Source organism: Ruegeria halocynthiae (genome assembly GCF_900106805.1).
In the GTDB taxonomy this organism is placed as follows: domain Bacteria; phylum Pseudomonadota; class Alphaproteobacteria; order Rhodobacterales; family Rhodobacteraceae; genus Ruegeria; species Ruegeria halocynthiae.
This window is the reverse complement of record NZ_FNNP01000004.1, coordinates 52,694-74,535: the sequence shown is the minus strand read 5'-3', so window position 1 is coordinate 74,535 and position 21,842 is coordinate 52,694. Positions and strand designations below refer to the sequence as shown.

Sequence of the window (21,842 nt, the reverse complement as noted above, 5' to 3'; positions counted from 1 at the left end):
ATGACAGCAGGTAATGGCGAAGGCGGAAGGCTGGATTCGCCAGACTATTCCGTCTCCGCACGGTTATGAATTCGAAAAGAAATCTGTAACAGCGTCGATGATCATCTCATGCTTGGCAGCGCGAGCCGTGCCGCCATCTGAGCAGATGATTTCGTCTCCCGGTTCTTCTTTCGCCAAAAGCTCATAACCTCCGGGCTTGCAGCGACCCAGGAAATCAAAATGCGATAACGTCTTCGGCTCGATATAGCGCGAATTGCTCTCTGGTAGGGCAGCTATCAACGCGCGGGATTCAATGTCGAGCGTCAAACCCGAATTCATAATTGGCGCCCCAAAGACAAGCATGGGGCGGTCGATTTGACGAAGACTCGCTTCGGAAAAGCTTTGTGTTCCGCCAAGATCAAAAACTGCAAATGCTCTGATCCGGTGGTCGGACAAATCGGCCTCCATTTGAGCGCGATCTTCAGGTGTTTGTGCGATTTTCCAATCCGAAAGGATGCCACAGGCCAGCTCGTCTGGCTGAGTGTCGCAAAACTGACCTAATCCAGCCGCGTCGTAGCGCGCGCCGGCCAAGGCAACAGCCGTGAACCCACCCAGAGAGTGTCCCGCCATATAGATCCTGTCTGAATCGACATATTGCGAAAAATCAGATGCGCCAGTCGCATGGTCTATGACACGGGAAATGTCTTTTGGCCGCTCCCATAGTTGCCGAGTCAGATCGGGGTCGCGGGACCAGGTTGATGTACCAGGATGGCTGACGGCGGCCACAATGTAACCGCGGCGCGCTAGGGCCCCGGCAAGCCACGCCTGATTGTAGGCGTTGCCAAACATACCATGAGATAAAACAACAAGTGGGAACCGGCTCGTCGCTGGTGTGGCATCTTTCACAACTTTTGTTCCCACCCACACTTCGCTTTCGAAGTCGTAAGTCTCCGGCCCAGTTGCTTTGGTTGGATACCAAATAAATCCGGACAGATCGCGTTCTCCCTCAACGTCGGCGACTTTCAGTTCTGTCATTGCTGGCCAATAGGGTTGAGCAAAAGCCATGGCTGCGCACATAGCTAAGAATCCAGCAAGAAGGTAAGAAGAGTGTCTCATCGAAAGCTCCGGTCATCGTTCAAGATAAGTCAAAGCTGAGCCGTAGGTTTGTTTGAAACAATGCTATGCACTGCCTATACCTGTCCTTGATCCTGATCGAGGACAGATCGCAATAGAAAGAGGACAAATGGACAGCCCCGGGTTGATCAGTTTCCCCTTGCCGCTGGCGACAGCGTTGCTTTGCGGTGTGCTTGCCATGCTGGCCTGGCGGCTGGATCTGGGCTTTCGTCCGGCCAACATGTTGTTCTCGGCCTTCTTTGGGGTGGGCGCCGTTTCATCCCTGTTGGTCGGTCTGCGGTTTGGCTATGGAGTCGAGGAGTTGATCCCGCTGCAACGCACGTTGCCCTTGTTTCTCGGGCCACTCCTTTATCTGAGCTTTGCATCCTTGACTGTCGAAAGGCACGACGTCGCCAAGATCGTCATGATGCACCTGGGTGCGCCTTTCATTTTAATCGGGTTGTATCTGCTTTTGGCTAGCGACCTGAGAAGTCTGGATTGGGTAATCAGTGCCAGTTATTCGTATTATTGCATCGCTCTCTTCATACTTTGGCGAAAGGGGCCCGACGCACTGAGTCAAGCACGGGTCGATGTCACGCAGACCCTTTCCAACTGGCTTTTGCGCGGCATTGGATTTCTCGTCTTTGTACTTGTTTTGGATAGCGCGATCGCAATCGACTTTGCCGTCAACAAAGGCGCCAATGCCTCAATGCTGATTTCTTACGGAACTGTTCCGTTGATCTTTCTGCTTCTTGCGACGTCAATCACGCTCCCATTGATGTTTTCCAAAGCTAACGCGGTGTCGAACCCAGCGCCAGTAGCCAATACTGAAGACGAAGAAGTCGTGGATCTACTGCAGGCATTGATGTATGAACAACAGCTTTTTTTGGACCCCAATATTACGGTCCAACGGCTTGCCAAGCGCCTGAGCCTTCCGGCCCGCACCGTGTCGTCTGCTGTCAACAGAACGCAGGGAACCAACATGTCGCAATACGTGAACGAGTTTCGTTTGGCGCATGCGGCCCGGTTGCTTACACAGACTGATGAAAGCGTTGCCAACATCGCCACTCAATCAGGGTTTTTGGCACGTTCAAATTTCTATCGTGCATTCCAACGGGTCTACGGACAATCGCCTACCGAGTACCGGACACTTAGCAATTCAAAAGAGAAACCATCATTCGACGGCCATGGCTCGCCAAGATCTAAGCATTCTTACTCGACGTAAACACTCGGTCTTAAATCAATTGATGGTAGTCTCGGCCAAGAGCGGTCACTCGCTACAGTACCCGGGCGCTGGGGTGCGGCCCGTCAGAGGAGGCAGTCGCTGCATCCGCGAAGTTACGCGACATGCGAACTCACACACAGCGGGACTTTTCTGCCGTTTGTCTCGCCAAGAGAAATGGCCGCCTTGGCCTCGAAGCAGACCTGCACATTCTGCAGGGCGCAGGTTAAGTGAACCTTCGCGGCGGTCTCAATTATGTAGATCGGATTTTTGCGAAATAGATGATAACGGGAACCACGTCGGAAGTATTGCTTTGATATTAAAGACGCACCTCTAACCCAATGCAGTAGTATCCGAATTTGCCGTATGTCGGACTAGTATTGTGAAACATAGTGGTCAAAGTCACTTTTTTGCGCAAAGCAATTCACTGGCCTTTTCGCCAATCATGATGGCAGGCGCGTTGGTGTTGCCGCTGACGATTTCGGGCATGATTGAACAATCGGCGACGCGAAGGTTCTCGATACCTTTAACCTTCAGACTTGGGTCCACAACGGCGGTTTCAGAGGTACCCATCGCGCAAGTTCCGGTCGGGTGATAGATCGAGACAGAATTCGAACGCGCCCAATCCAATGTACCTTCGTAATCATCGCGAGACAGATCCGATGTTGGGCGGAATTCTTCTGAAATTTTAGAAGCTAAGGGATCATGCCGGGCGATGTCGCGCGCGATGTTCACGCCGTCTACGAGGGTTCTGCAATCTGATTCAGTCGACAGGTAATTTGGAATAATCTTGACGTAGCTGCTTGGGTCAGGGCCATCCAGACGCAGTTCTCCGCGGCTTTCCGGTCTAAGTTGACAGACGGACATTGTGAACGCTGAAAACGGATGGACGCCCTCTCCTGGGCTGTCAGCAGACCACGGTTGAACGTGGAATTGTATGTCTGGTGACTGGACCTCAGGACGGGTTTTTAGGAACCCGGTGGCCAGACTGGCCGCCATCGTCATCGGCCCTGCTCGAAACATTGCATACTTCAATGCTATGCGAGCCTGATTGAACAAGCTTCGTACTTCGTCATTCAAAGTCGGTTCATTGCACTTGAAAACAAGGCGTGCCTGAAGGTGATCCTGCAGGCCCTTGCCGACACCGGGCAAAGAATGAATGGGTTCGACGCCGTTGGCCTTCAGATGATCCGGATCGCCGATACCCGACAACATCAAAATCTGAGGGGAGTTGATAGCGCCACCGGACAGGATAATCTCGCGCCGCACTTTGACGGACTTCACTTTGCCCGATCGATCGCGATAGAGAAGCCCGGTAGCTTTCTTTCCGTCCATTTCGATCCGAGTTACCAACGCGCGGGTCACGATGTTCAGGTTTGGTCGGCTGCGAATTGGCTTGAGGTAGGCAACCGCAGCACTGCAGCGGCGACCATTTCGTGTGGTCAGTTGAAAGTATCCAACACCTTCCTGATTGGCCCCGTTGTAATCGGGATTGAAGGGATAACCAGCCGTCTGCGCCGCGACGACCCAAGCATCGCATATGGGGCGTTGAATGCGCATGTTGGAAACCGCAAGAGGGCCTCCGATTCCGTGGAATTCGTCCTCGCCTCGTTCCTGATCCTCGCTGCGCTTAAACAGGGGCAACACATCATCCCAGCCCCAGCCGACATTCCCCATTTGGCGCCAGCGGTCATAGTCCTCTTGCTGTCCACGTACATAAAGAAGACCGTTCAGGGAGGACGATCCACCGAGTACTTTGCCACGTGGCCAGTCAATGGATCGCCCGTTCAGACCAGGATCAGGCTCGGTGCGGTAGCACCAGTCAACCGACGGGTTGTGCATCGTTTTAAAATAGCCAACGGGGATATGAATCCAAGGGTTGGTGTCGGGTCCGCCAGCCTCGAACAAAGCGACTTTGGTGTTGGGATCGGCACTCAGGCGATTGGCAATGACACAGCCCGAAGATCCGGCTCCGACGACTGCATAATCTACCTCCATGACGATCTCCTTCCAAGGTTGTTGAAAAAAACTCTATGCAAATTGCCAGAACTATACTAGCCTTTTTTGATACAAAACGTCTCATTAATTGTGATCAGGGAGGTAAGCAATGGAGATTGGACAAAAGTTAAGTGGCATCTCAAGACGGGATTTTTTCCGTGTGGCCGGGCGCTATGGCATGAGCTCGACACTCTTGGCGGCCGGAGGGTTTGGTGGGGCGATGAGTCTTGCAAACTTGGCACATGCGGCTGAATCGACCTATGAAAAGCGGTTTTCGAAAGAGGCGAAACACACGCTGAAATTCGGAGCGTCGGGGTTCAACACTCGGAACCTGCTGATCGAACGCGCAGGTGCGATTGAATTCGCCCGCGATCTGGAAGAGCGCACAGACGGCGAGATTCGCATCGAGTTCATTGGCGACAATCAGATCTGTGGCCAGTTGAGCTGTGTTGAAAAAACCCAGCAGGGAATCGTCGACATCTATGCAGCGTCGACCCAGAACTCTGCCGGAGGAGCGCCTTATCTGAACGTGTTGGACTATGCCTATATGTTCCCCAGCCGGGCGGCGCAGTATCACTTCTTCTATAGCCCGGCGAGCCAGCGCATCCTGCGTGACCCGCTTGAAAAGCGCCACGGGCTGAAATTCCTGTTCACCCATTGCGAATTGCGCGGTCTGCAGATGGGTTCGACCTTCTCAGATAAGCCGACGGTGACCAAGCTGGAAGAGCTGTTCGGCACCAAAAACCGTGTGACCGGGACGCAGCTGGGTCGGATCGCCATGCAGCTGCTAAATCTGAACCCGGTGCCGGTGGCTTGGGAAGAAACGCTGGACGCCCTTAAAACTGGTTTGATTGATGGGGCCGAAACCTGGGCATCGGCTGTGGCTTACGCCAACATGTCGCCCGTGGTCTCTCAATCGGTGAACCTCAAGTTCTTCTGCGGAACAGAACATACGTCGATGTCCGCCAAGGTCTTTGACGGTCTGAGCGGAGAGCTGCAGGACGCAGTTATGGAATCGTCCTATTTCACGCAGGCGCTTATTCAGGGTGCCAATGAGGCGGCGTTGATGAACACCGTCGGGTTCTCTGACCCGCAGCTGCCCAATACCATTTTCGCCGAAAATGGTGTGCGCCCAGCTTTCCTGGCGGACGATCAGATCAAACTGGCCGAAGAGATGTGTGCCCCGAACCACAATCCGGAACCCTGGGCGCAATGGCGCGAGCGGTTGAACAAATGGGCCGGCGGTATCGACACCTATCAAGAGATCTACGACATCGCGCGTGAAATACCGGCGGATACCCGTGCCGAAAACGTTGAACCCCGCCGTTGGTGGAAAGGCGGGGCCTGATCTAGAATAACGAACCGGCCCTTCGTGGGCCGGTTCCACAAAACACCGACTGGGAGGACGGGGTTCATGTCTTTAGCGGCAGATATTGGCGCGATTTTCAGCGCATTACTCAGCCTGGATTCATTCGAGATTCAATCTGCTTTGGAATCTGACGCAGCATGGGTTGTTGGCACGGTTGTTGCGGCACTCGGCGGCCTTCTTGTCATGCTGATCTATCGCAAGGTGCCCATCATCGAACGCCATTTCGAGCGTTCGGTCATGGTGTATTCCTATCTCGCCATCGCGCTAATCATATTCTGGGGCGTGATCGACCGCTTTGTCTTTAATGATCAAGAGCCCTGGTCCACAACCATTCCACCGCTTCTGTTTATGGTGATGGCCTGGTTTGGGGCCTCGTACAACGTGCGCCTGCGTACGCACCTGAGTTTCAGCGAATTTCGCACCGCAATGCCGCGCGGCGGACAATTGGCGTGCCTGTTTCTGGACGCTGTGTTGTGGTTCATCTTTGCAGTCATCGTGATCGTGACCACGACGCGTTTGGTTGCCTTGTCGGCATCAAACTTCCAGATCGTTCTTGGGACCGACAACATCATGCAGTGGTGGTTCCTGCTGGCAGCACCGCTGTCCTTCTTCCTGATGGTCGGCCGCGTATTTCAAAATCTGGCCGATGATTTGCACAACTGGAAAACCGGAGAGCCGCTGATCAAGCAGGCTGTGATAGGGGCAGACTGATGACAGACGGAACCTGGGTTACATTGATATCGCTCGGCGTGACATTCCTGTTCATGCTGGGCGTGCCGGTCTTGTTGGTCATTGGGTACTGGGTGATCGGCTGCTCGTTCGTTCTGGGCCTGACACTCGATAATATGGGCGCGGAACTGTTGAACGTCTTTAACAAGGGTTTTGCTTTGCTGGCGATGCCACTGTTCATCCTGACCGGTGACCTGATCAACAAATCGGGTATCGCACGGCGGTTGAGCGATTTTGCCTATTCCTGTCTGGGCTGGATACGTGGTGGGCTGGCTATGGCCTCTCTTGGGGCATGCGGGCTGTTTGCCGCGATTTCCGGATCAAATTCCGCAACAACTGCGACAATCGGATCGATGCTACACCCCGAGATGGTTAAGGGTGGCTATGACGAACGGTTCAGCGCTGCCACGGCAGCGGCGGGCGGTACTGTCGGAATCATCATCCCACCATCAATCATCTTCATCGTCTACGGCTTCCTGATGAACCTACCGATTTCCGAGTTGTTCGTGGCCGGGATCCTGCCCGGGGCGTTGATGGTGATCGGCATGCAATTCGCCTGCTGGATCATCTGCCGCATGAACGGCTGGGGCCATCTGATCCCGCTTCAACTAAACCGTATCCTCAAAACCGCCTTTGGCGCCTGGCTTGGGTTCTTTGCTATCGGGTTGGTGCTTTGGGGTATCTATACTGGTAAATTCTCTCCAACCGAGGCTGCGGGGGTCACCGTAGGTTTCTGCGTAATCGCAGGGTTGGTCAGCTATCCGATCAACCGCATCATGGGGGCCCGCGACGACATCCCTCCCACCGAGAAGAGTTTTGCCGAGATGCTGGTGGTCGAAGGCTTTACCATCCCTGAGATCCCGTCGATTGTGATCCGCTCAGCCCAGATCACAGGCATTCTTGCGCCGCTGATCGCGATCTCGGTCGTCATGCAGCAGATCCTGTCGCTGCTGGGTGCGCAACAAACCATTGGGGATTTCGTGACCTCGATGGGTGGATATTACGCGGTTCTGTTTACGTCGATGGTCATCGTCTTCTTCTCAGGCATGGTGCTTGAAAGCCTACCGGTGACGATTATCCTTGCGCCGATCCTCGCGCCGATTGCGGCGTCCGTAGGTGTAGATCCGATCCATTTCTCGGTGATCTTTCTGGTAGGTGCGTCCATCGGGTTCATCACCCCACCTTACGGTCTGAACCTCTATGTCGCATCAGGCGTGACGGGTGTCCCGTACTTCCGACTACTGCGTTATACGGTGCCATACCTTGTGGCGCTGCTATCTGTGTGGATTTTGGTGTCTCTGGTGCCCGATCTGGCCTTGATCCTGTTGCCAAACAACTAGAATGTAGCGGAATGGCCAATGCGGACGCACCACAAAAAGAAACCCAGATTCCGACTAATCTGAGATTACTGCTAATCTTAGAAGAGGTCGCCAAGCGTGGTGTTGCAGTCAAACCGTCGGACCTGATCGAAGCATTGGGTCTGGCAAAGCCGACGATTCATCGTCTGCTGCAAACAGCCGAGGGTGAAGGGTTTCTTCAACGTGATCTTGACGGTCGATCCTATGGACCTGGGCCGCGATTGCGACTGCTTTCAGTAAACACAGTGTCGTCAGAACACCTGCGCACGGCCCGCCTTGCGATCCTAAGAGGCGTTGCAGATGAAATTGGTGAAACCTGCAACCTCGCCATCCCAGACCGAGAGGGCATGATCTATCTGGACCGTGTGGAAACGAAATGGCCCCTGAGAATTCAATTGCCAATTGGAACACAGGTTCCGTTTCACTGCACCGCCAGCGGAAAGATGTATCTTTCTACGCTTCGTCAGAACACGCTGGACGGGTTTCTTTCTGCCGGTAAGTTTAATCCAAACACCGAAAGTACAATAACTGATCCTGAAGCTCTACGTGTCGAAGTCATAAATATTGCGCGAAGAGGGTACTCAACTGACGACGAAGAATTCATGCCTGGGATGACCGCAGTAGCTGTGCCTGTGTTAGATGAAAACAACCGGCTCGCGGCCACGTTGTCCGTTCACGCGCCGACTCAGCGTCACGATTTGGGTGGTTTGACGCAGTTCCTTTCGTTATTGCAGGTTGGAGCAACCAAAATATCAGGATTGCTTACGTCGTAGGAAAGCGTTGGGATTTGTCTGACGTCAGCACCAATGGGACAGTTTAGAGTGGTTTTGCTCTTGAACCCTTTGGACCCCTTCTCAAGCGCTGTTATTTCTTTGATGTTACGCCCCCAACATATGACAAGGGCATGCGGTGAGATCGACCTGCCATTGCTTTCGCAAGGGATAATTGACAAACGAATGGCTTCGATGACTCCCGCGGCATCGATGGTTGTAAACGCACGAATGGAGGACTGAACCTTTTCCTTGCCCTTACCGCCGTTCCTCAACCATTTGATCGCTGCAGCCGCACTCGGTTGCTTTGATCGGGGAGCTGCCGGTTCCAAGGAACTATCAGTGTAGTCTGGCGCGTACTAGATAGGCTTCAATTGTGTCACCGCCAAGGGCACGAATGGCCTCCAATCGGTGGAGGCCTTCGATCAGCACAACTCTCTTGTTGCCAGCGCGTAATTGGATCGGTGTGGTCTAGCCGTTCTTCAGAATATCCTCGGTAAGCGTCAGAACTTTATTCCGATCAAGTGTTTTTGTACGTTTTACAGGCACATAGATCAATTTACGCGGGCATGATCTTTTCTCCAGCATAAGCTACCTGTGCAACCATTCGTGCATTTGGCACGGTTCGGATTTACTCTCAAATGCGGGCGCTGGACTGTACATCAAAGTACCGAACGAACAGCGCCGCGCAGTTCCTGATGCATGATCCAAGTCGCTGGCTCACCGTCACTTTCGATATGAGAGAAGGCCACGATCTGAGCAGCGCCATCATTCTGTTCCGATCCGGTTTCGGGAAGATCGAGCTCCAGATATTCCGCGATCAATAGCCCTGCTTTTTTGAAGACCTTAATGGATGTCTCGCGCGAATTGTAACCGGCTGCCTGAGATAGTTGACCAATTGTCAGACCTTCCTTCCCTGCGATTGAAAGTGCTCTGAGCATAGTAACCTGCGCAGGTGTAAACCTGACTTGGCGCATGGCTTCTGTGTATTCTCTTTCGCTGGGAACAAGCGTGCCGGAGTTTCTCTCTAAACGGCGTTGCACACTGCGCTTCCTGTCACGTTCTTCCAAGATTTTTTTCAATGCTTCGATAGCGATTTCCGGTGTTTCGCCAACTGCATCGGCAATCATGGCTTGCGTTTTAGCGGGTGGCTTGGGGAACGCTCGTGCAACGCTGTTACCACTCAGAATTCCGGCTTTTATCATATACTTTCCGAACTCTACTTCGATAACTCCAGATACGTCAGCATTCCGCGATGTTCGAACACTGCGGTCTTGAAATTCTCGCTGTTCCCTACCAAGAACTGAAGCCTTTGCGCTCTGAAGACTGATTTTAGGGGCTCTATTGCGCATCAGAGGAACACCACAAAAACCGTCGCTACGAACACCACTGACGCGATAAAATATTTGATTCCGTAAGTTAGGCGGCGAACTCTTTCGGCTTTGAGCCTTTTGCCCAGATTTTCGTCAATCGAGTTATGTTTCACAATGCGATCCTTCCGGCTATGCCAGTGCGACGGCGAATTCCAACAGCCTATTGCCGCGGCAAATTTTCGGCGCATGTATCATTCTGGAGATTAAAAGGTTGATTGCATTCCCATCCATCACCTCTTCGGTTCAAATGAGCGTTTGATGGGACGATGAATGCCGTGCATTTGTCTTGGTTCGCGCGGAAACCACGCTCGCATTTCCATCCTGAATAGGTGTCAGACGCGAGGTATGCGTTCTCAGGAACTGTCACAAAGACGCAGCCAGCTTCCGTTGCTTTGAATCCTCTAAGGCACACCCAGCCATCCGCGCTTCTCCGATCAGATAAGCGCCCGTTTTCGGGGACTTCTATTTCGACACAATCCCGGCCCTCTTTGCGAAAACCCCAGTCGCAATGTGTTTCCTGCGCGCCAAATCGGGTTTCGATGAACCCGTTTTTGGGCACAAACACCTCTTCACATTTTTCTTCGACACGTCGAAACAAACGAGCGCACTTCCAGCGGTCTCCCGTTGAAGCAAGGTAGGCGTTTTCCGGAACTTCTACCTCCTCACATCGATCCTCCACACGCTTGAAACCATGGTTGCACACCCAGCCTGGACCATAGAAACTGCCGGTCAAATGCGCGTTTTCAGGTACATTTTCCTTGTGGCATGATCCGCCCTTGTACTCGTAACCTTCTTCACAAACCAATCCGTCCGCATTGCCAGCCACTTGGGCGTTCGCAGGCGCTACTTGACCTGAAAATTGCGTTCCCGAAAGCAGCACCAAGATTGTGGGGATTAAACGCGAAATACCGCGCGTACTTTTTAATGCAAACCAGTTAAAGCGGTGTCTGGTGCCGGATCTATAGGGCATCAGGCACGCATTTTATGAGCCATCTAGTGACCATGTATAGCCTTCTTTCATGTGTCGCACATCGTTTGGAAATTATCAGGAGACAATTGCGAATGTTTGCGAGTGACGAGTTCGTTCCGAACACCCTAGCGAAACCCGTTCCTAAGCTTGGGTACATGCTACAGTCATTCTGAAGGCCATTGGGTCATCGAAGTCGGCAGCATCGCGACGACGAGTAAATTTTCCCAATGCTCTCTTGTGGTTCTTACCCAGCATAGAGTCAAGAAAGTTTCCTCCGTCGCAAAGCCCACTTTGAACAAGAGCGGACGCAGATTGATTCCCAGGCTGCAACCGCAGCAAACGGCAACTCAGTGGCCATGTGTCCGCGACGCACTAGGAGAACAGCGTCCTCACTGTGACCCGATAGGTGCAGCGAAATGAGCATTCGAACAAGAATTGGAAAACTGGAGAAGATGGCCGGTGGCGGGGAACCCGATTGGTGCCCTCAGTTTGAAGCAGGCGCATCTGGGTCTTTCGTGGCTGGTGAATTCCCAGAAGTTGGACTAGTGCGGCTGGTCCGCAAGGTGGACGAGGAAGATGAGGATTTTCGCCATCGTGTCTATTTGGAGACTTCCAGGGCGACTGCGGGCATGTCCGATGAAGTTTATCGAAGGCTCACGACAGGAACCTTGGAGGGATGCCTAAGAGCACTGGAGACTGAAATAGCAAAACACGATCCGAAGCTTTTGGTCGAGCTGAAAGAACTTGGAGGTCTAAATATTCAAGCTTAACAATCGCTTGCAGAAGTTGGGAGCACATTTATAAGAATCGAAGGCACACTACACTTGGGTGGAGCCCAGATTGACTGAAGAGCAACTGGACGCCGATGTCAAAGAAGTTCGGCGTGAGAAGTGTTTGTCGAGTGATACAAAATCGTCGCGACTCGTTGGAATGCATCAGAGGATTGAGGCTGGTGGACTTCGTTGCATCGGTAGCGATATTTCTAAACGAGAAAACACAACTCTCACTGCAAAACTACTGGCACGGTGCAGCCAATACCATGGGCAACGGCTTTGATGGCTGGAGGTACGACGCGCCGAACTCGTACCCCCTCTTTGAAATCGCAAATCCTATCATGACGCGCCGTATCTGCTTGGTATTGGTGCCACGTGTTTGAATTATGTCTGCGATAAGAAAAGATAGGGTCTACGGGAATCCCCCAATTTTCAGACAAGGCCCCTACAAGATAGATTGAGTTCAACGGAACAACACTACCACTCCGTAAATCCCCCTCAAGAGAGAGGGGCTGGCTAAGACCCCCTCATCCAGCCCCTCACCACCTTCACTCTCAATCATTTGTGAGACGGTGGGTTTCTCCCCTTGATGCTCACGCAGAGCAACCTTCGCATCTTAGCACAGAACCCCGTCAATTTCAGCCCGCTAGAAATGGGGAGTGTCCGGTGAGGCCTTCGTTGCCAGAAAGTGATCCGCCTATCGGTTAGCTCAACCCTGTGAGATTTTGATGGAATCAGTTTTTTTGTTAGTCTTACAAAATCAGGAACTCAATTCGTGTTAGTGAGTGGGAGATGGGTAATGGTTAGTAGAGTTTCGCTAGTAGCAATAGCTGCGCTCATAATGCCCGCAGCGACATTTGCAGCAACAGTCACATTTGAAGTCGAAATTACAGGAGTGACTAGAGCAGAAGAGTATTTTGTAAGAACTTATTCCAATGGCAGCACTATCGACGACAGTCGCGCTGCAGCGATATCAGCAAGCGGAACTGCTTCGTTTACCATAGATACTGATCTGCTTGACACACGAACTATCATTGGATCAGGACAGAATACATATCTGGAATACACCAGCAGACCCGACAATGCATCATCCGCTGTTGAACCTACATCTCTGACGACCTTACGCCAAACAGCGCCGACTACCAATGGACCAGAAGACAGCAATTACTCAAACAATCATTTGAGTTGGTCTACAGTATACGCGCAAGGGTCTAGGGACGGGTACTACTATGACTCTTTATCAATCGGTAATTCCACAAGCGCAAAGAACATACGTACAGGCCCAAGGGATCATGAGGTTCTATCGGAGAGTTTCCACTTTGGGCTTGCGACAAATGCTTCTTGGGACGGAACCAATGCTCCATTTCAACCAAGTGAAGTAGCGGAACACAGCCTGACAGGTCTGTTAGAATTGTTAGGTTATTATTATTCCAACAGCGATTCGGGAACACTGTACTTCAGCAGCCGCTTAATCGACCAAACCGACTATGATACGGTGAATTCTGCGACTGGTTCACGCTTGTTCATGTCGACAAGATTGGCGCGTGTATTTGTCGACGGCATCGAACAAGACCTGGGTACTTTGGGTCAAGTTTCACCCGTACCACTCCCAGCAGGCGCCCCCCTGCTCATCGGTGGCCTCGGATTTTTTGCGCTTATTCGGAGAAAGCGGAAAGCCTGAAATTGGTCTAGTGGCATTACCCAGCCCGTCTGAGCTGTGATTTAGCTGGTTCGGTGATAGTGCTGGGGTCGGGATGCGCGCGTCCAGATCCCTCAAACCCTGCATAGCATCTTCCAAAAAGCCGTTCTGACCATCGTGCTTCACTAGCTTGCCGAACCGCTTAGGATCACTGCCTAACACCTGATTCAGCTGGTCAATCAATTGGCTTTTCATCGCAGCACCTGATTAACGTATCATTCGTTCGACCATGCCGAATAATTGGTTAACGAGTGGTAAAAGTGATTACCGTCTTACGGATACATCATCCCAGAAAGGGTGTCAGTGGCGTGGTCTGGATCACAAGCGCTCTAGAGAAAGACAAATTCATCCGTAAGCCAGAATGGCTTTAATTCGAGCGGGCCAGTATCTTTATCCGGTTTCGCTCGTGCCTTTTGACGCTCAATCTCATTCAGCAGGAAAAAGATGCCAGCAGGCTTGCCAGCGAGGTTACTCGGAACCTCTAACTGTTTGAGCGTTGACCTTTTCTGAGCGCGCTCTGCCAAAATTGCCTCCGGTGCTTCGATCCAGCGATGGACTACACGCAGCATCGTTTGCTAATGCTACGCAAGCCACAAAGAAAAATGCAATACCAAGCAGTTACACGTCGAATTCGATGCGTTAAATTTATCGCTGTTGAAAAATAGAGCCTCTTACACTTTCCATGCCGCGCACTATCGGAGCCGGTCAAACACCGCAGTAAGCCCCATGGCAGCAAATCAACGCGCCCCACATCGAAAGCAACGAGAAACATGACGGCTGAAGTGTTTCTGCGATTCAGTGAGCCTGTTGGAAGGCCAGCTCTATCGATCGACTTAACGCCGCAAGTTTTGCAACATGCGCTTTCAGCACAGCAACAAACTCGTCACGTGCATCATTTGGTTCTGAATGTAACGGAAACAGAAGTCCGAAAGACATCCAACGCTCTGGCGTGACCGGAACAGTACGGATGCGCGCCTGGTCTACGTTTGTGGCTACCAGTTCATCTGCGATCGTGATTCCACCGCCGTCTGCTACCAGCGCGCAGGCCAGCGAGGACGATGCAACCTCACAAGTTTGCTTTGGGAGTACACCTGCCGAGCGGAACATATCATCGAGCTGATCGCGTAAAAGCAACCCGTGCATTAGACGAATAATTGGGAGATCTCTTAAGTCGTCCATAGACACTTCTTTCGCTTGGGCAAGCGGATGACCAACCGGGACAATAGCCTGCGCCCTCACGCGCAATAGCAGCTCGGTTTGGATATCCGGGTGTTCGACGGGCAGCGCGCCAATACCCACGTCATATTCCCGACCGGCCAGCCACTTCCCGGCTTCCCTGCGGGCGCGCACATCGAGACTGACATTGGTATCCGGGTTTGCCCTAACAAATTGACCAACAGCAGGGGAAGCCAGTGCGCGAGCGATACGCGGCATGGCGACAATCCTAAGGTTCTGGGTGCGGCCAGCGCGGATCTCGGCGGCAATGCCGGGGATCTCATCCAGATTGTTGAGGATGCGGCCGGCTTCTCGGTAAAACGCAAGCCCCTCGGGTGTTGGAGTGAGGTTGCGGCCACTGCGGTCAAAGAGATCAAGCCGCAACTCTCCCTCAAGGCCAGAAATCAAACGGCTCACCGCTGGTTGCGAAAGGTGCAGTATATTTGCTGCTGCTGCGAGTGATCCCTCAGACAGCGTAGCTCTGAATGCACGAAGCGCTTTGATGCTCATGTTCGCCACCATCACTTACATTTTTTGCAAGTAAACTAAACATCTTTGCATTTTTCGCAATTACTATCATCTGCTAGGTGAGATCAGGAGAGAAATTAGGGAGGACTCTATGAAACGCAGAACACTCATTTCTGCCGCACTGGCAGGCATCGCCCTTGTGGCAACAGCCACGGCCAGCTTTGCGGCTGACTGGCCCAAACGCCCGATCAACCTGGTTGTGCCCTACAAGGCAGGCGGCGGCACGGACGCCTATGCTCGCGCCATCTCGGCCGCCGCTGAAGGCATTTTGGATGTCCCGGTTGTGGTCGTGAACAAACCCGGCTCAGGTGGCTTGAATGGAGCCAATTCTGTGGTCGGAGCGCGGCCCGATGGGTACACCATGATGATGACCTCTGGTGGCTCATTCTTGCTGTCCACCATGACCCGCGACACGGATATTGATGCACTGGACAGCTTTGAGTTCGTCGCGCAGGTCGGCAAATTGCAAACCTCGTTGATGGTCCCTAAAGACAGCCCGTTCCAGTCCGTTCAGGACGTGATCGATGCGGCCAAAGCTGATCCTGGCTCGCTTCGTTGGGCGCATTCAGGTCGCGGTGGTTTCCACCATGTTGGCGGCCTGGGTTTTCTGGCCAACAACGGTATCGAAGCGCAGGATGTGCCGTTCAAAGGGGGCGGGCCAACCCGCGCCGCTCTGATCGGTTCACAAGCTGACTTCGGCTTTCTGGGCGTTCAACAGCTGGCCGGGTTCGAAGATCAATTGCGTGCTCTGGCTGTCAACAGCCAAGAACGCGACGGGATCATGAAGGATGTGCCTGCTTTTGGAGAGTTGGGCATTCCGTTTGCCGCAGTCTCCTCGCCGGTGATTGTTTTCGCTCCAAAGGGCACGCCTGCTGAGGTGGTCGCGGCGATGGAAACAGCGCTGGAACAGATCGCAGCAAAGCCTGAGTTCGCTGAATTGCTGGCGTCGCGCGGCACTGGTCCGGTCTATCAGAACGGCGCGGATGCCAAGGCAACGCTGAGCTCTATGAAAGAGGACGCCGCTCCATTGGTCGAGAGTCTGACCAACTAAGTCTTCATGGCCGGTGGCATAACGCCCCCGGCTTTTTTCCGTCCATGCATTATTCAGGGAGGATGACATGCGCACTTATGCCGAAGGTCTCGTGCTGGCCGTCGTTTCACTCGTGGCCATTTGGGGCGCGTGGCAGGTGCCCGCTGCATCGCCCGGCGACACATGGGCCGGGATTGTGCCCTTTGCGGCCTCCGTCGCTCTTCTGGGGTTGTCTGGCCTCTTGCTGGTGGGTGCGTCGAGTCAGGTGGGAGATGTCGCAACTGCCCGCGCGGATAGCGGCGCGACCGTTCAGATCATCGTGCTGTTCATCATCGCGTTGATCTACCAACAATCATTCCGCTGGTTTGGCTACTTGCTGCCCACGGCCATCGTGGCTCCCATCGTGCTTTATATGTTCGGTGTGCGGAGCTGGATCGGCCTTGCGGTATCCGTGGTCATCTGCCCGCTGGTTTTCCACCTCATCTTTTTTGTGCTGCTTGGTGTCTTCCCGCCCTACGGCGAAGTGTTCGACCTGCTCAGCTGGATACAGGGGTAAGTCTCATGGAAATTTTTCCCGCCCTTCTTTCGGTCATCACCGACCCAATGCTGCTCTTTGCCATCGTTCTTGCCGCTGCTGTGGGCATGATCGTGGGTGCAACGCCTGGTCTGACTGCATCAGCGGCAATCGCGATGCTGCTGCCCATCACCTTCTATATGTCGCCGCTCTTTGCGCTCGCCTTTCTTTATGTGATCGGAAAGTCCGGACGCTATGGCGGTTCTATCGCCGCGATCCTGTTCAATACGCCTGGCACCGCCGCCAGTGCCGCGACACAGATCGACGGCTATCCACTGGCCCGCGCTGGCAAAGCGGGAAAAGCAATGAAGGTTGCCACGATTTCATCCGTGATCGGCGATCTCATGGGCGACATTCTGTTGGTTGTTGGCGTGGGGTTCATCGCGGCAATTGCGCTGAAGCTGGGGCCACCAGAAACCTTTGCCATCTACTTTGCTGCCTTTGTGGTGATCGGCTCGGTGATCGGAAAGTCCATCGTCAAAGGTCTGGCCTCCGCACTCCTGGGTATTCTGGTGGCAATGGTTGGACTCGATCCGATTTCCAGCGAAGAGCGCTACACGTTCGGCTCGTTCGATCTTTCCAACGGGATCGGCTTGGTGCCGCTGATGATTGGTGTCTTTGTCTTGGGCGAAGTCTTTGCGCAACTTGAAGAGCGGCGCAAAGCGACTGGCGAAACCAAGGAAAACGAAAGCTCTGCTGACGGCAATGATCTGACATGGGAGGAATACAAACCGTGTCTGCCCCATGCTGTGCGCGGTGGATTTATTGGTGCTGGCATTGGTCTGCTGCCGGGTTTGGGGTCAGCGATCGCTGCTTTCATCTCCTATGGAGAAGGTAAGCGCCGCGCAAAAAACCCTGAACAATGGGGCAATGGCGCATTGGAAGGTGTGGCCGCGCCAGAAGCCGCCAACAACGCGGTGTCCGGACCGTCCATGGCTCCGTTGCTGACTTTGGGTATTCCAGGCTCGACCATTGGCGCGATCCTTTTGGGCGTGTTCCTGATCCATGGCATCCAAGTCGGACCGACGCTGTTCCTGACCGACAAGGAACTTGTCTACAAGCTCTTTGCCTGCGGGATGCTCGGTATTTTCGCCTACGGCCTAATTGGATATTTTGGTGCCACGCAAGTAGCCCGACTAATCCTTAAAATCCCGACCAATGTGCTCTATCCGTTGATCTTCATGACGGCCTTTGTTGCGGCCTATTCGGCACGCGGCTCGATGTTCGATGTGACAGTGATGACCTGTGCCGGTTTTGTCGGCTGGCTGATGCGCAAATATGACTTCAACATTGCGGCCTTCGTGATCTCCTTCGTTCTGGCCAAAGGCGCAGAAGAGACATTCCGGCAATCGCTGCTGATGTCAGATGGCGGTGCGCTGATTTTCGTTGAACGCCCAATCGCGCTTGCTTTCCTGATCCTTGGTGCCGGGGCCATTGCCTTCCGCATTCGCGGCATCATGAAAGAACGCAAACTGGCGCAAGGAGGGTTGGGCGATGCTTGAATGGCAGCTCATGCAAGGTAGCTTTTCCAGCACAGATATGCGCCGCATCTGGTCGGAATCATCGACAATCTCTGCATGGATCAAAGTGGAACAAACGCTGGCGCGTGTGCAAAGTGATGCGGGTCTCGTGCCGAATGAAGCTGTCGCTGCACTGGACGGGTTTTGTATCGGAAAGCTTGATCAGGAGCGTTTGCGGCAGGACATGGGGCTGGTCGGACGGCCCATAGTAGGATTGGTTCGGCAGCTGCGCGAACACGTCGGAAAGGATCTCGCCAAGTTCGTCCATTTCAAAAGCACGACACAAGACATCATGGACACAGCGCTTGCGGTGCAAATGAAGCTCGGTCTGGCGACCGCATTAAGCGACCTCGATCAACTCGTGTCCTCCCTGACGGGTCTGATCGAGGCGCATCCAGAAACCCGGATGATCGGGCGCACCAACGGGCAACACGCGATCCCAATGCTGCTCCGGACCAAGTTTGAGGTCTGGCGCGCAGAGCTTTTGCGTCGTCGCGAGGTGATCACCGAAGCGGAAAGGCGCGGGGTGCTGGTTCAGGTCGGCGGACCCTTGGGCGATCTGTCCAACTACGAAAATGGAAAAGGGGCCGAGGTAAAGGCCGGTATGGCTGAGGCGCTTGGGTTAAACGCAGCCGAACCACATTGGCAGAATGCACGTGATGGCGTTGCCGATATTGCCTCTGCGCTCGGCGGGCTCTGTGCGTCGATCTGCAAGATCGCACACAACATTAACCTGCTCTCATCCAGCGACATCGGCGAGATTTGCGAATGCCATGAAAACGGCAAGGGTGCGTCGTCCTCGATGCACCATAAGCGCAACCAACGGACCAGCGAATTTGCCGAAGCCGTTGCAAGGCTGGGGCGCCAAAGATCGGAGCAAATCGGAGAGCTTACTCTGCACCAACATGAGCGTTCTGGGGGTGTCTGGGTCGGCGAATGGGTGGTTGTTCCGGAAATTTTCTTGCTGACCTCTGGCGCGCTTTCGTGGGCAATGCGAATGCTTGCAGACCTCACGGTCAATGAAGTTCGGATGGCGGAAAAGATAGCCTGAGCCTATCTCGGCTCAGTCGAAAGACTCTTCGGTCAGCAAAGGTGTGTTCTGTGCCGCGCAATCGCGGCGCAGGTCTTCCAGCCATTCGTCTTTCATTTCGCACGCCTTAGGCCCGGATTCCGGTCCAGCCACCACAGGATCAAAACCGCCCAATCGAGCTTTAGCGGTCCGAGAAGGGGAGTTGTTCCGACGAACTTCACCTCGGCCGGGATCATCTTCAAGTGATCTATGCGGTGGTGATACTTCTGGGCCTTAGAAGCGCTTCCCTCTTGGTCTTTCCCGTATCCAACACGCGGACGCCAGTAGGTCTGCCGGTTTATCCAAAGCGCTCGCCATCAAAATTGTACACTTTCTTAGTAGCCATCGAAGAGAATTTACTTAACGACATGAGTGCTTAAATATGCGCAACCTTTTGATTAATTTCGGACTCGGAGCTTCCATACTGCTTAGTTTCTCCACCGAGGGTTTGGCGGCCTCATATGACGATGATCTTCAGCTTGCGCTGGAAATTTCCGGTTGGGCTGGACGGCACAGCAACGTGGCGGATCTGAAACAGGAGGTCCTATTCAAGTTCTTCCGCAACGATATAGACGACAAGCCCGGGATCTCAGAAGCAGACTTTGAGTTACTAGCTGCAATCCACAATTCAGGGGGGTGGGCTCAGCTTCTCTCAAACAAGATCAAAAGAGATTTGAACGGCGATTACATTATAACAGAGGAAGAGCTTAGACCTGCGTTCTTGTACAAGGCACAGATTTCAATTGACGCCAATGGGGTAAGGTTAAGACCAACGTCTGAACAAGTGGAGCAGATCGTCAGGGAACACACAGAAGAATTTATGCGCGCCGACTCAAATGGTGACCGTTCCGTTACGCTCGACGAACTCAAAACCTATCATGAGTCAATATCTGCCCAGTATACTCGGAAACCCCACGACTTTATTCCGATGCTCCCGACGCTCAATTTGGACTACAATCTGGATGGTGCCGTTTCAGAAGGTGAGTTTTCCAACTTCACAGACTCTGTAGTTCTAAAGATGGATCAAAATGACGACGGAAGGATCGACAGCGAAGAACGCGGAGCTTTCCGAGAATTACTGCGGGTCAAACTGAACGCTCAGGGGCAATAGCAGAGGGTAGGTGCCCTGACAGATACGATAATAATTCAAGAAATTACAAACAGATGCCAGACCCAAAATTGCAATCGATGGAGTTGTCGGAACGTGCCCATGAAGCCTGCGATAATCTGGACTTCCCCGAGAACTTTGAGGCCGCAGAACTGTTGTTCAAACAAGCTTTCGAACTGGATCTGTTACAGCCGCTCGATGAATTGCATGTCAAGCGCGCAAATGACTATGCATGGGTGCTCACTGAACAATCAAAATTTGATGAAGCAAGAAGCGTAATAAATCGGACCCTAAGCAGGATTTCACGCTCTTCAGATGTTGAAAAACTTATGGTTGTCGAATTGCTGGCAGCGCTCGCTAACTTCGAAATGCAAGAAGGCAATCTGGAAGAGGCGGAAGCCAATCTGAACGAAGCTGTTACACTCCGGCGCCAGCTCGGCATCACGCTTAAGATAGTGGACCAAACCAGAGAGAAAAATCTGGCGGAGGTTAGAGCTCTGTTGGGACGCCCGAAAGATCTGGAAGCACAGCTGAAAAGCAAATTAGATCCGCATCGCGCCAACCCCCTGGAAGCACCAGGTGGCTACAACAGCGTGCTGGAAGAACTTTCTGCCATATTGATCTCCCAACACAGATACGATGAAGCAAGACAGCTGATCGCAGAAGGACGCGAGCTTCGTATCAAATGCCAGCAATCGATCTCGGCACCAGATCAATGGAACCGAATGGAAGAGACTATTAGGTCTCGAACCAGCCGCAGCCATTAGGCTGAGGAACGTTGCCAACCAAACTCCCCGCAAGGCTTTGCAGCCCTGCGATATTTGAGGTCTCCGCCCTGTCAGGCTATGCTACCGTCGCGCCCTGTGGTGACATTTCTATTTTGCAGGCCGAGTGACATTTCTACTTGGTTGCTACAGTGCGCAATGGGGAATGTTCGCTGTCTGTTGCGTGTTCGCTAACATAATTCAACCGCTTGAGATTTTATTGAGAACTTGTGCGTGATAGGTTGAATTTGCACCTGCAGCGAAGGTCTGCTTGGTGGCCGTCTGCGACACACTAGAAGTAAAGCGCCCTCATTGTGGTCTAATAGGCACACTTCAATCTTTGTCACAGTGCTTCCGTATTGCTTCCGGAATACCAACGGCTCGGATGCCATCTGAAGTGATAGCTTCGCATCACCTTGATTTTAATAGAAAAAGTGGTGAGCCGTGCAGGATTCGAACCTGCGACCCACTGATTAAAAGTCAGTTGCTCTACCAACTGAGCTAACGGCCCACTCTTTTGTTGGATCTTCTCGATCCGTGGTGCTCAGTAAGGTATGTTCCCAGCCAGGTTCAAGCCCTAAGTTGCACCTCGGTTCGCCTTTGTTTCAAACAAGTCCAGCGTCCCGATAGGCGGCCTAATTAGGCAGGTGGCGCAGAGGGGTCAACCCCTTTTTTGAGGAT

At 53.0% G+C, this 21,842-nt stretch carries 20 protein-coding genes and 1 tRNA gene; 13 read left to right on the top strand and 8 right to left on the bottom strand.

The genetic code is table 11. The features are described from left to right. Positions 1-63 precede the first annotated feature (63 nt). Entirely contained in the window at positions 64-1,095 is a 1,032-nt protein-coding gene (locus tag BLU89_RS12660) for an alpha/beta hydrolase family protein (protein WP_074737205.1), read from the bottom strand. A 127-nt stretch (positions 1,096-1,222) separates the two neighbouring features. Here BLU89_RS12660 and BLU89_RS12655 point away from each other — a divergent pair, with 127 nt between their 5' ends. After that, complete coding sequence (locus BLU89_RS12655) at positions 1,223-2,317, top strand: helix-turn-helix domain-containing protein (protein WP_074737204.1); 1,095 nt, start codon at positions 1,223-1,225, stop codon at positions 2,315-2,317. A 399-nt stretch (positions 2,318-2,716) separates the two neighbouring features. Here BLU89_RS12655 and BLU89_RS12650 read toward each other — a convergent pair whose 3' ends face one another. Then, positions 2,717-4,312: a GMC family oxidoreductase gene (locus BLU89_RS12650; RefSeq protein ID WP_074737203.1), complete on the bottom strand. Its 1,596-nt coding sequence runs from the start codon at positions 4,310-4,312 to the stop codon at positions 2,717-2,719. 109 nt (positions 4,313-4,421) lie between these two features. Between BLU89_RS12650 and BLU89_RS12645 the strand changes: the two genes are divergently transcribed. From BLU89_RS12645 to BLU89_RS12630, 4 genes are all read left to right on the top strand, one after another. Then, complete coding sequence (locus BLU89_RS12645; protein ID WP_074737202.1) at positions 4,422-5,660, top strand: TRAP transporter substrate-binding protein; 1,239 nt, start codon at positions 4,422-4,424, stop codon at positions 5,658-5,660. A gap of 66 nt (positions 5,661-5,726) precedes the next feature. Further along, positions 5,727-6,392: a TRAP transporter small permease gene (locus BLU89_RS12640; protein WP_074737201.1), complete on the top strand. Its 666-nt coding sequence runs from the start codon at positions 5,727-5,729 to the stop codon at positions 6,390-6,392. Continuing rightward, positions 6,392-7,750: a TRAP transporter large permease gene (locus BLU89_RS12635; RefSeq protein WP_074737200.1), complete on the top strand. Its 1,359-nt coding sequence runs from the start codon at positions 6,392-6,394 to the stop codon at positions 7,748-7,750. Before BLU89_RS12640 ends, BLU89_RS12635 begins: the two co-directional genes overlap by 1 nt. 11 nt (positions 7,751-7,761) lie before the next feature. Beyond that, positions 7,762-8,541, top strand: coding sequence for an IclR family transcriptional regulator (locus tag BLU89_RS12630; protein WP_074737199.1), 780 nt, complete (start codon positions 7,762-7,764; stop codon positions 8,539-8,541). Between the two features lie 659 nt (positions 8,542-9,200). On the opposite strand, the gene BLU89_RS12615 is transcribed toward BLU89_RS12630, so the two are convergent. Next, positions 9,201-9,743: a hypothetical protein gene (locus BLU89_RS12615; RefSeq protein ID WP_074737197.1), complete on the bottom strand. Its 543-nt coding sequence runs from the start codon at positions 9,741-9,743 to the stop codon at positions 9,201-9,203. A gap of 328 nt (positions 9,744-10,071) precedes the next feature. Further along, entirely contained in the window at positions 10,072-10,881 is an 810-nt protein-coding gene (locus BLU89_RS12610) for a hypothetical protein (protein WP_143030577.1), read from the bottom strand. Positions 10,882-11,297: 416 nt separating this feature from the next. Here BLU89_RS12610 and BLU89_RS12605 point away from each other — a divergent pair, with 416 nt between their 5' ends. Both BLU89_RS12605 and BLU89_RS21105 read left to right on the top strand, forming a co-directional pair. Further along, a complete protein-coding gene (locus tag BLU89_RS12605) occupies positions 11,298-11,651 on the top strand; it encodes a hypothetical protein (protein ID WP_143030576.1) in 354 nt (117 codons plus the stop codon). A gap of 802 nt (positions 11,652-12,453) precedes the next feature. Then, entirely contained in the window at positions 12,454-13,335 is an 882-nt protein-coding gene (locus BLU89_RS21105; protein ID WP_083347754.1) for a VPLPA-CTERM sorting domain-containing protein, read from the top strand. 347 nt (positions 13,336-13,682) lie between these two features. Here BLU89_RS21105 and BLU89_RS12590 read toward each other — a convergent pair whose 3' ends face one another. Both BLU89_RS12590 and BLU89_RS12585 read right to left on the bottom strand, forming a co-directional pair. Further along, on the bottom strand, positions 13,683-13,922 hold the full coding sequence (locus tag BLU89_RS12590) for a hypothetical protein (RefSeq protein WP_074737192.1): 240 nt from the start codon (positions 13,920-13,922) through the stop codon (positions 13,683-13,685). Positions 13,923-14,148: 226 nt separating this feature from the next. Then, positions 14,149-15,078 (bottom strand): LysR family transcriptional regulator, encoded by a 930-nt coding sequence (locus BLU89_RS12585; protein WP_074737383.1) that lies wholly within the window; start codon positions 15,076-15,078, stop codon positions 14,149-14,151. A 109-nt stretch (positions 15,079-15,187) separates the two neighbouring features. On the opposite strand from BLU89_RS12585, the gene BLU89_RS12580 reads away from it, so the two are divergent. The 4 genes from BLU89_RS12580 (at position 15,188) to BLU89_RS12565 (ending at position 19,271) form a co-directional block, all read left to right on the top strand. Then, positions 15,188-16,147 (top strand): Bug family tripartite tricarboxylate transporter substrate binding protein, encoded by a 960-nt coding sequence (locus tag BLU89_RS12580; protein WP_074737191.1) that lies wholly within the window; start codon positions 15,188-15,190, stop codon positions 16,145-16,147. 67 nt (positions 16,148-16,214) lie between these two features. Beyond that, positions 16,215-16,682 carry a tripartite tricarboxylate transporter TctB family protein gene (locus BLU89_RS12575; protein WP_074737190.1) on the top strand — a complete coding sequence of 156 codons (468 nt, stop codon included), beginning with the start codon at positions 16,215-16,217 and terminating at the stop codon, positions 16,680-16,682. A 5-nt stretch (positions 16,683-16,687) separates the two neighbouring features. Continuing rightward, entirely contained in the window at positions 16,688-18,202 is a 1,515-nt protein-coding gene (locus BLU89_RS12570; protein WP_074737189.1) for a tripartite tricarboxylate transporter permease, read from the top strand. Further along, entirely contained in the window at positions 18,195-19,271 is a 1,077-nt protein-coding gene (locus BLU89_RS12565) for a lyase family protein (protein ID WP_074737188.1), read from the top strand. Before BLU89_RS12570 ends, BLU89_RS12565 begins: the two co-directional genes overlap by 8 nt. A 12-nt stretch (positions 19,272-19,283) precedes the next feature. Here BLU89_RS12565 and BLU89_RS21320 read toward each other — a convergent pair whose 3' ends face one another. Further along, entirely contained in the window at positions 19,284-19,424 is a 141-nt protein-coding gene (locus BLU89_RS21320) for a DUF5131 family protein (protein WP_143030575.1), read from the bottom strand. A gap of 247 nt (positions 19,425-19,671) precedes the next feature. On the opposite strand from BLU89_RS21320, the gene BLU89_RS12560 reads away from it, so the two are divergent. Then, positions 19,672-20,400, top strand: coding sequence for an EF-hand domain-containing protein (locus BLU89_RS12560; RefSeq protein WP_074737187.1), 729 nt, complete (start codon positions 19,672-19,674; stop codon positions 20,398-20,400). Between the two features lie 53 nt (positions 20,401-20,453). Continuing rightward, entirely contained in the window at positions 20,454-21,164 is a 711-nt protein-coding gene (locus BLU89_RS12555) for a tetratricopeptide repeat protein (protein ID WP_074737186.1), read from the top strand. Positions 21,165-21,596: 432 nt separating this feature from the next. Here BLU89_RS12555 and BLU89_RS12550 read toward each other — a convergent pair. Continuing rightward, a tRNA-Lys gene (locus BLU89_RS12550) sits at positions 21,597-21,672 on the bottom strand. Positions 21,673-21,842: the final 170 nt, after the last annotated feature.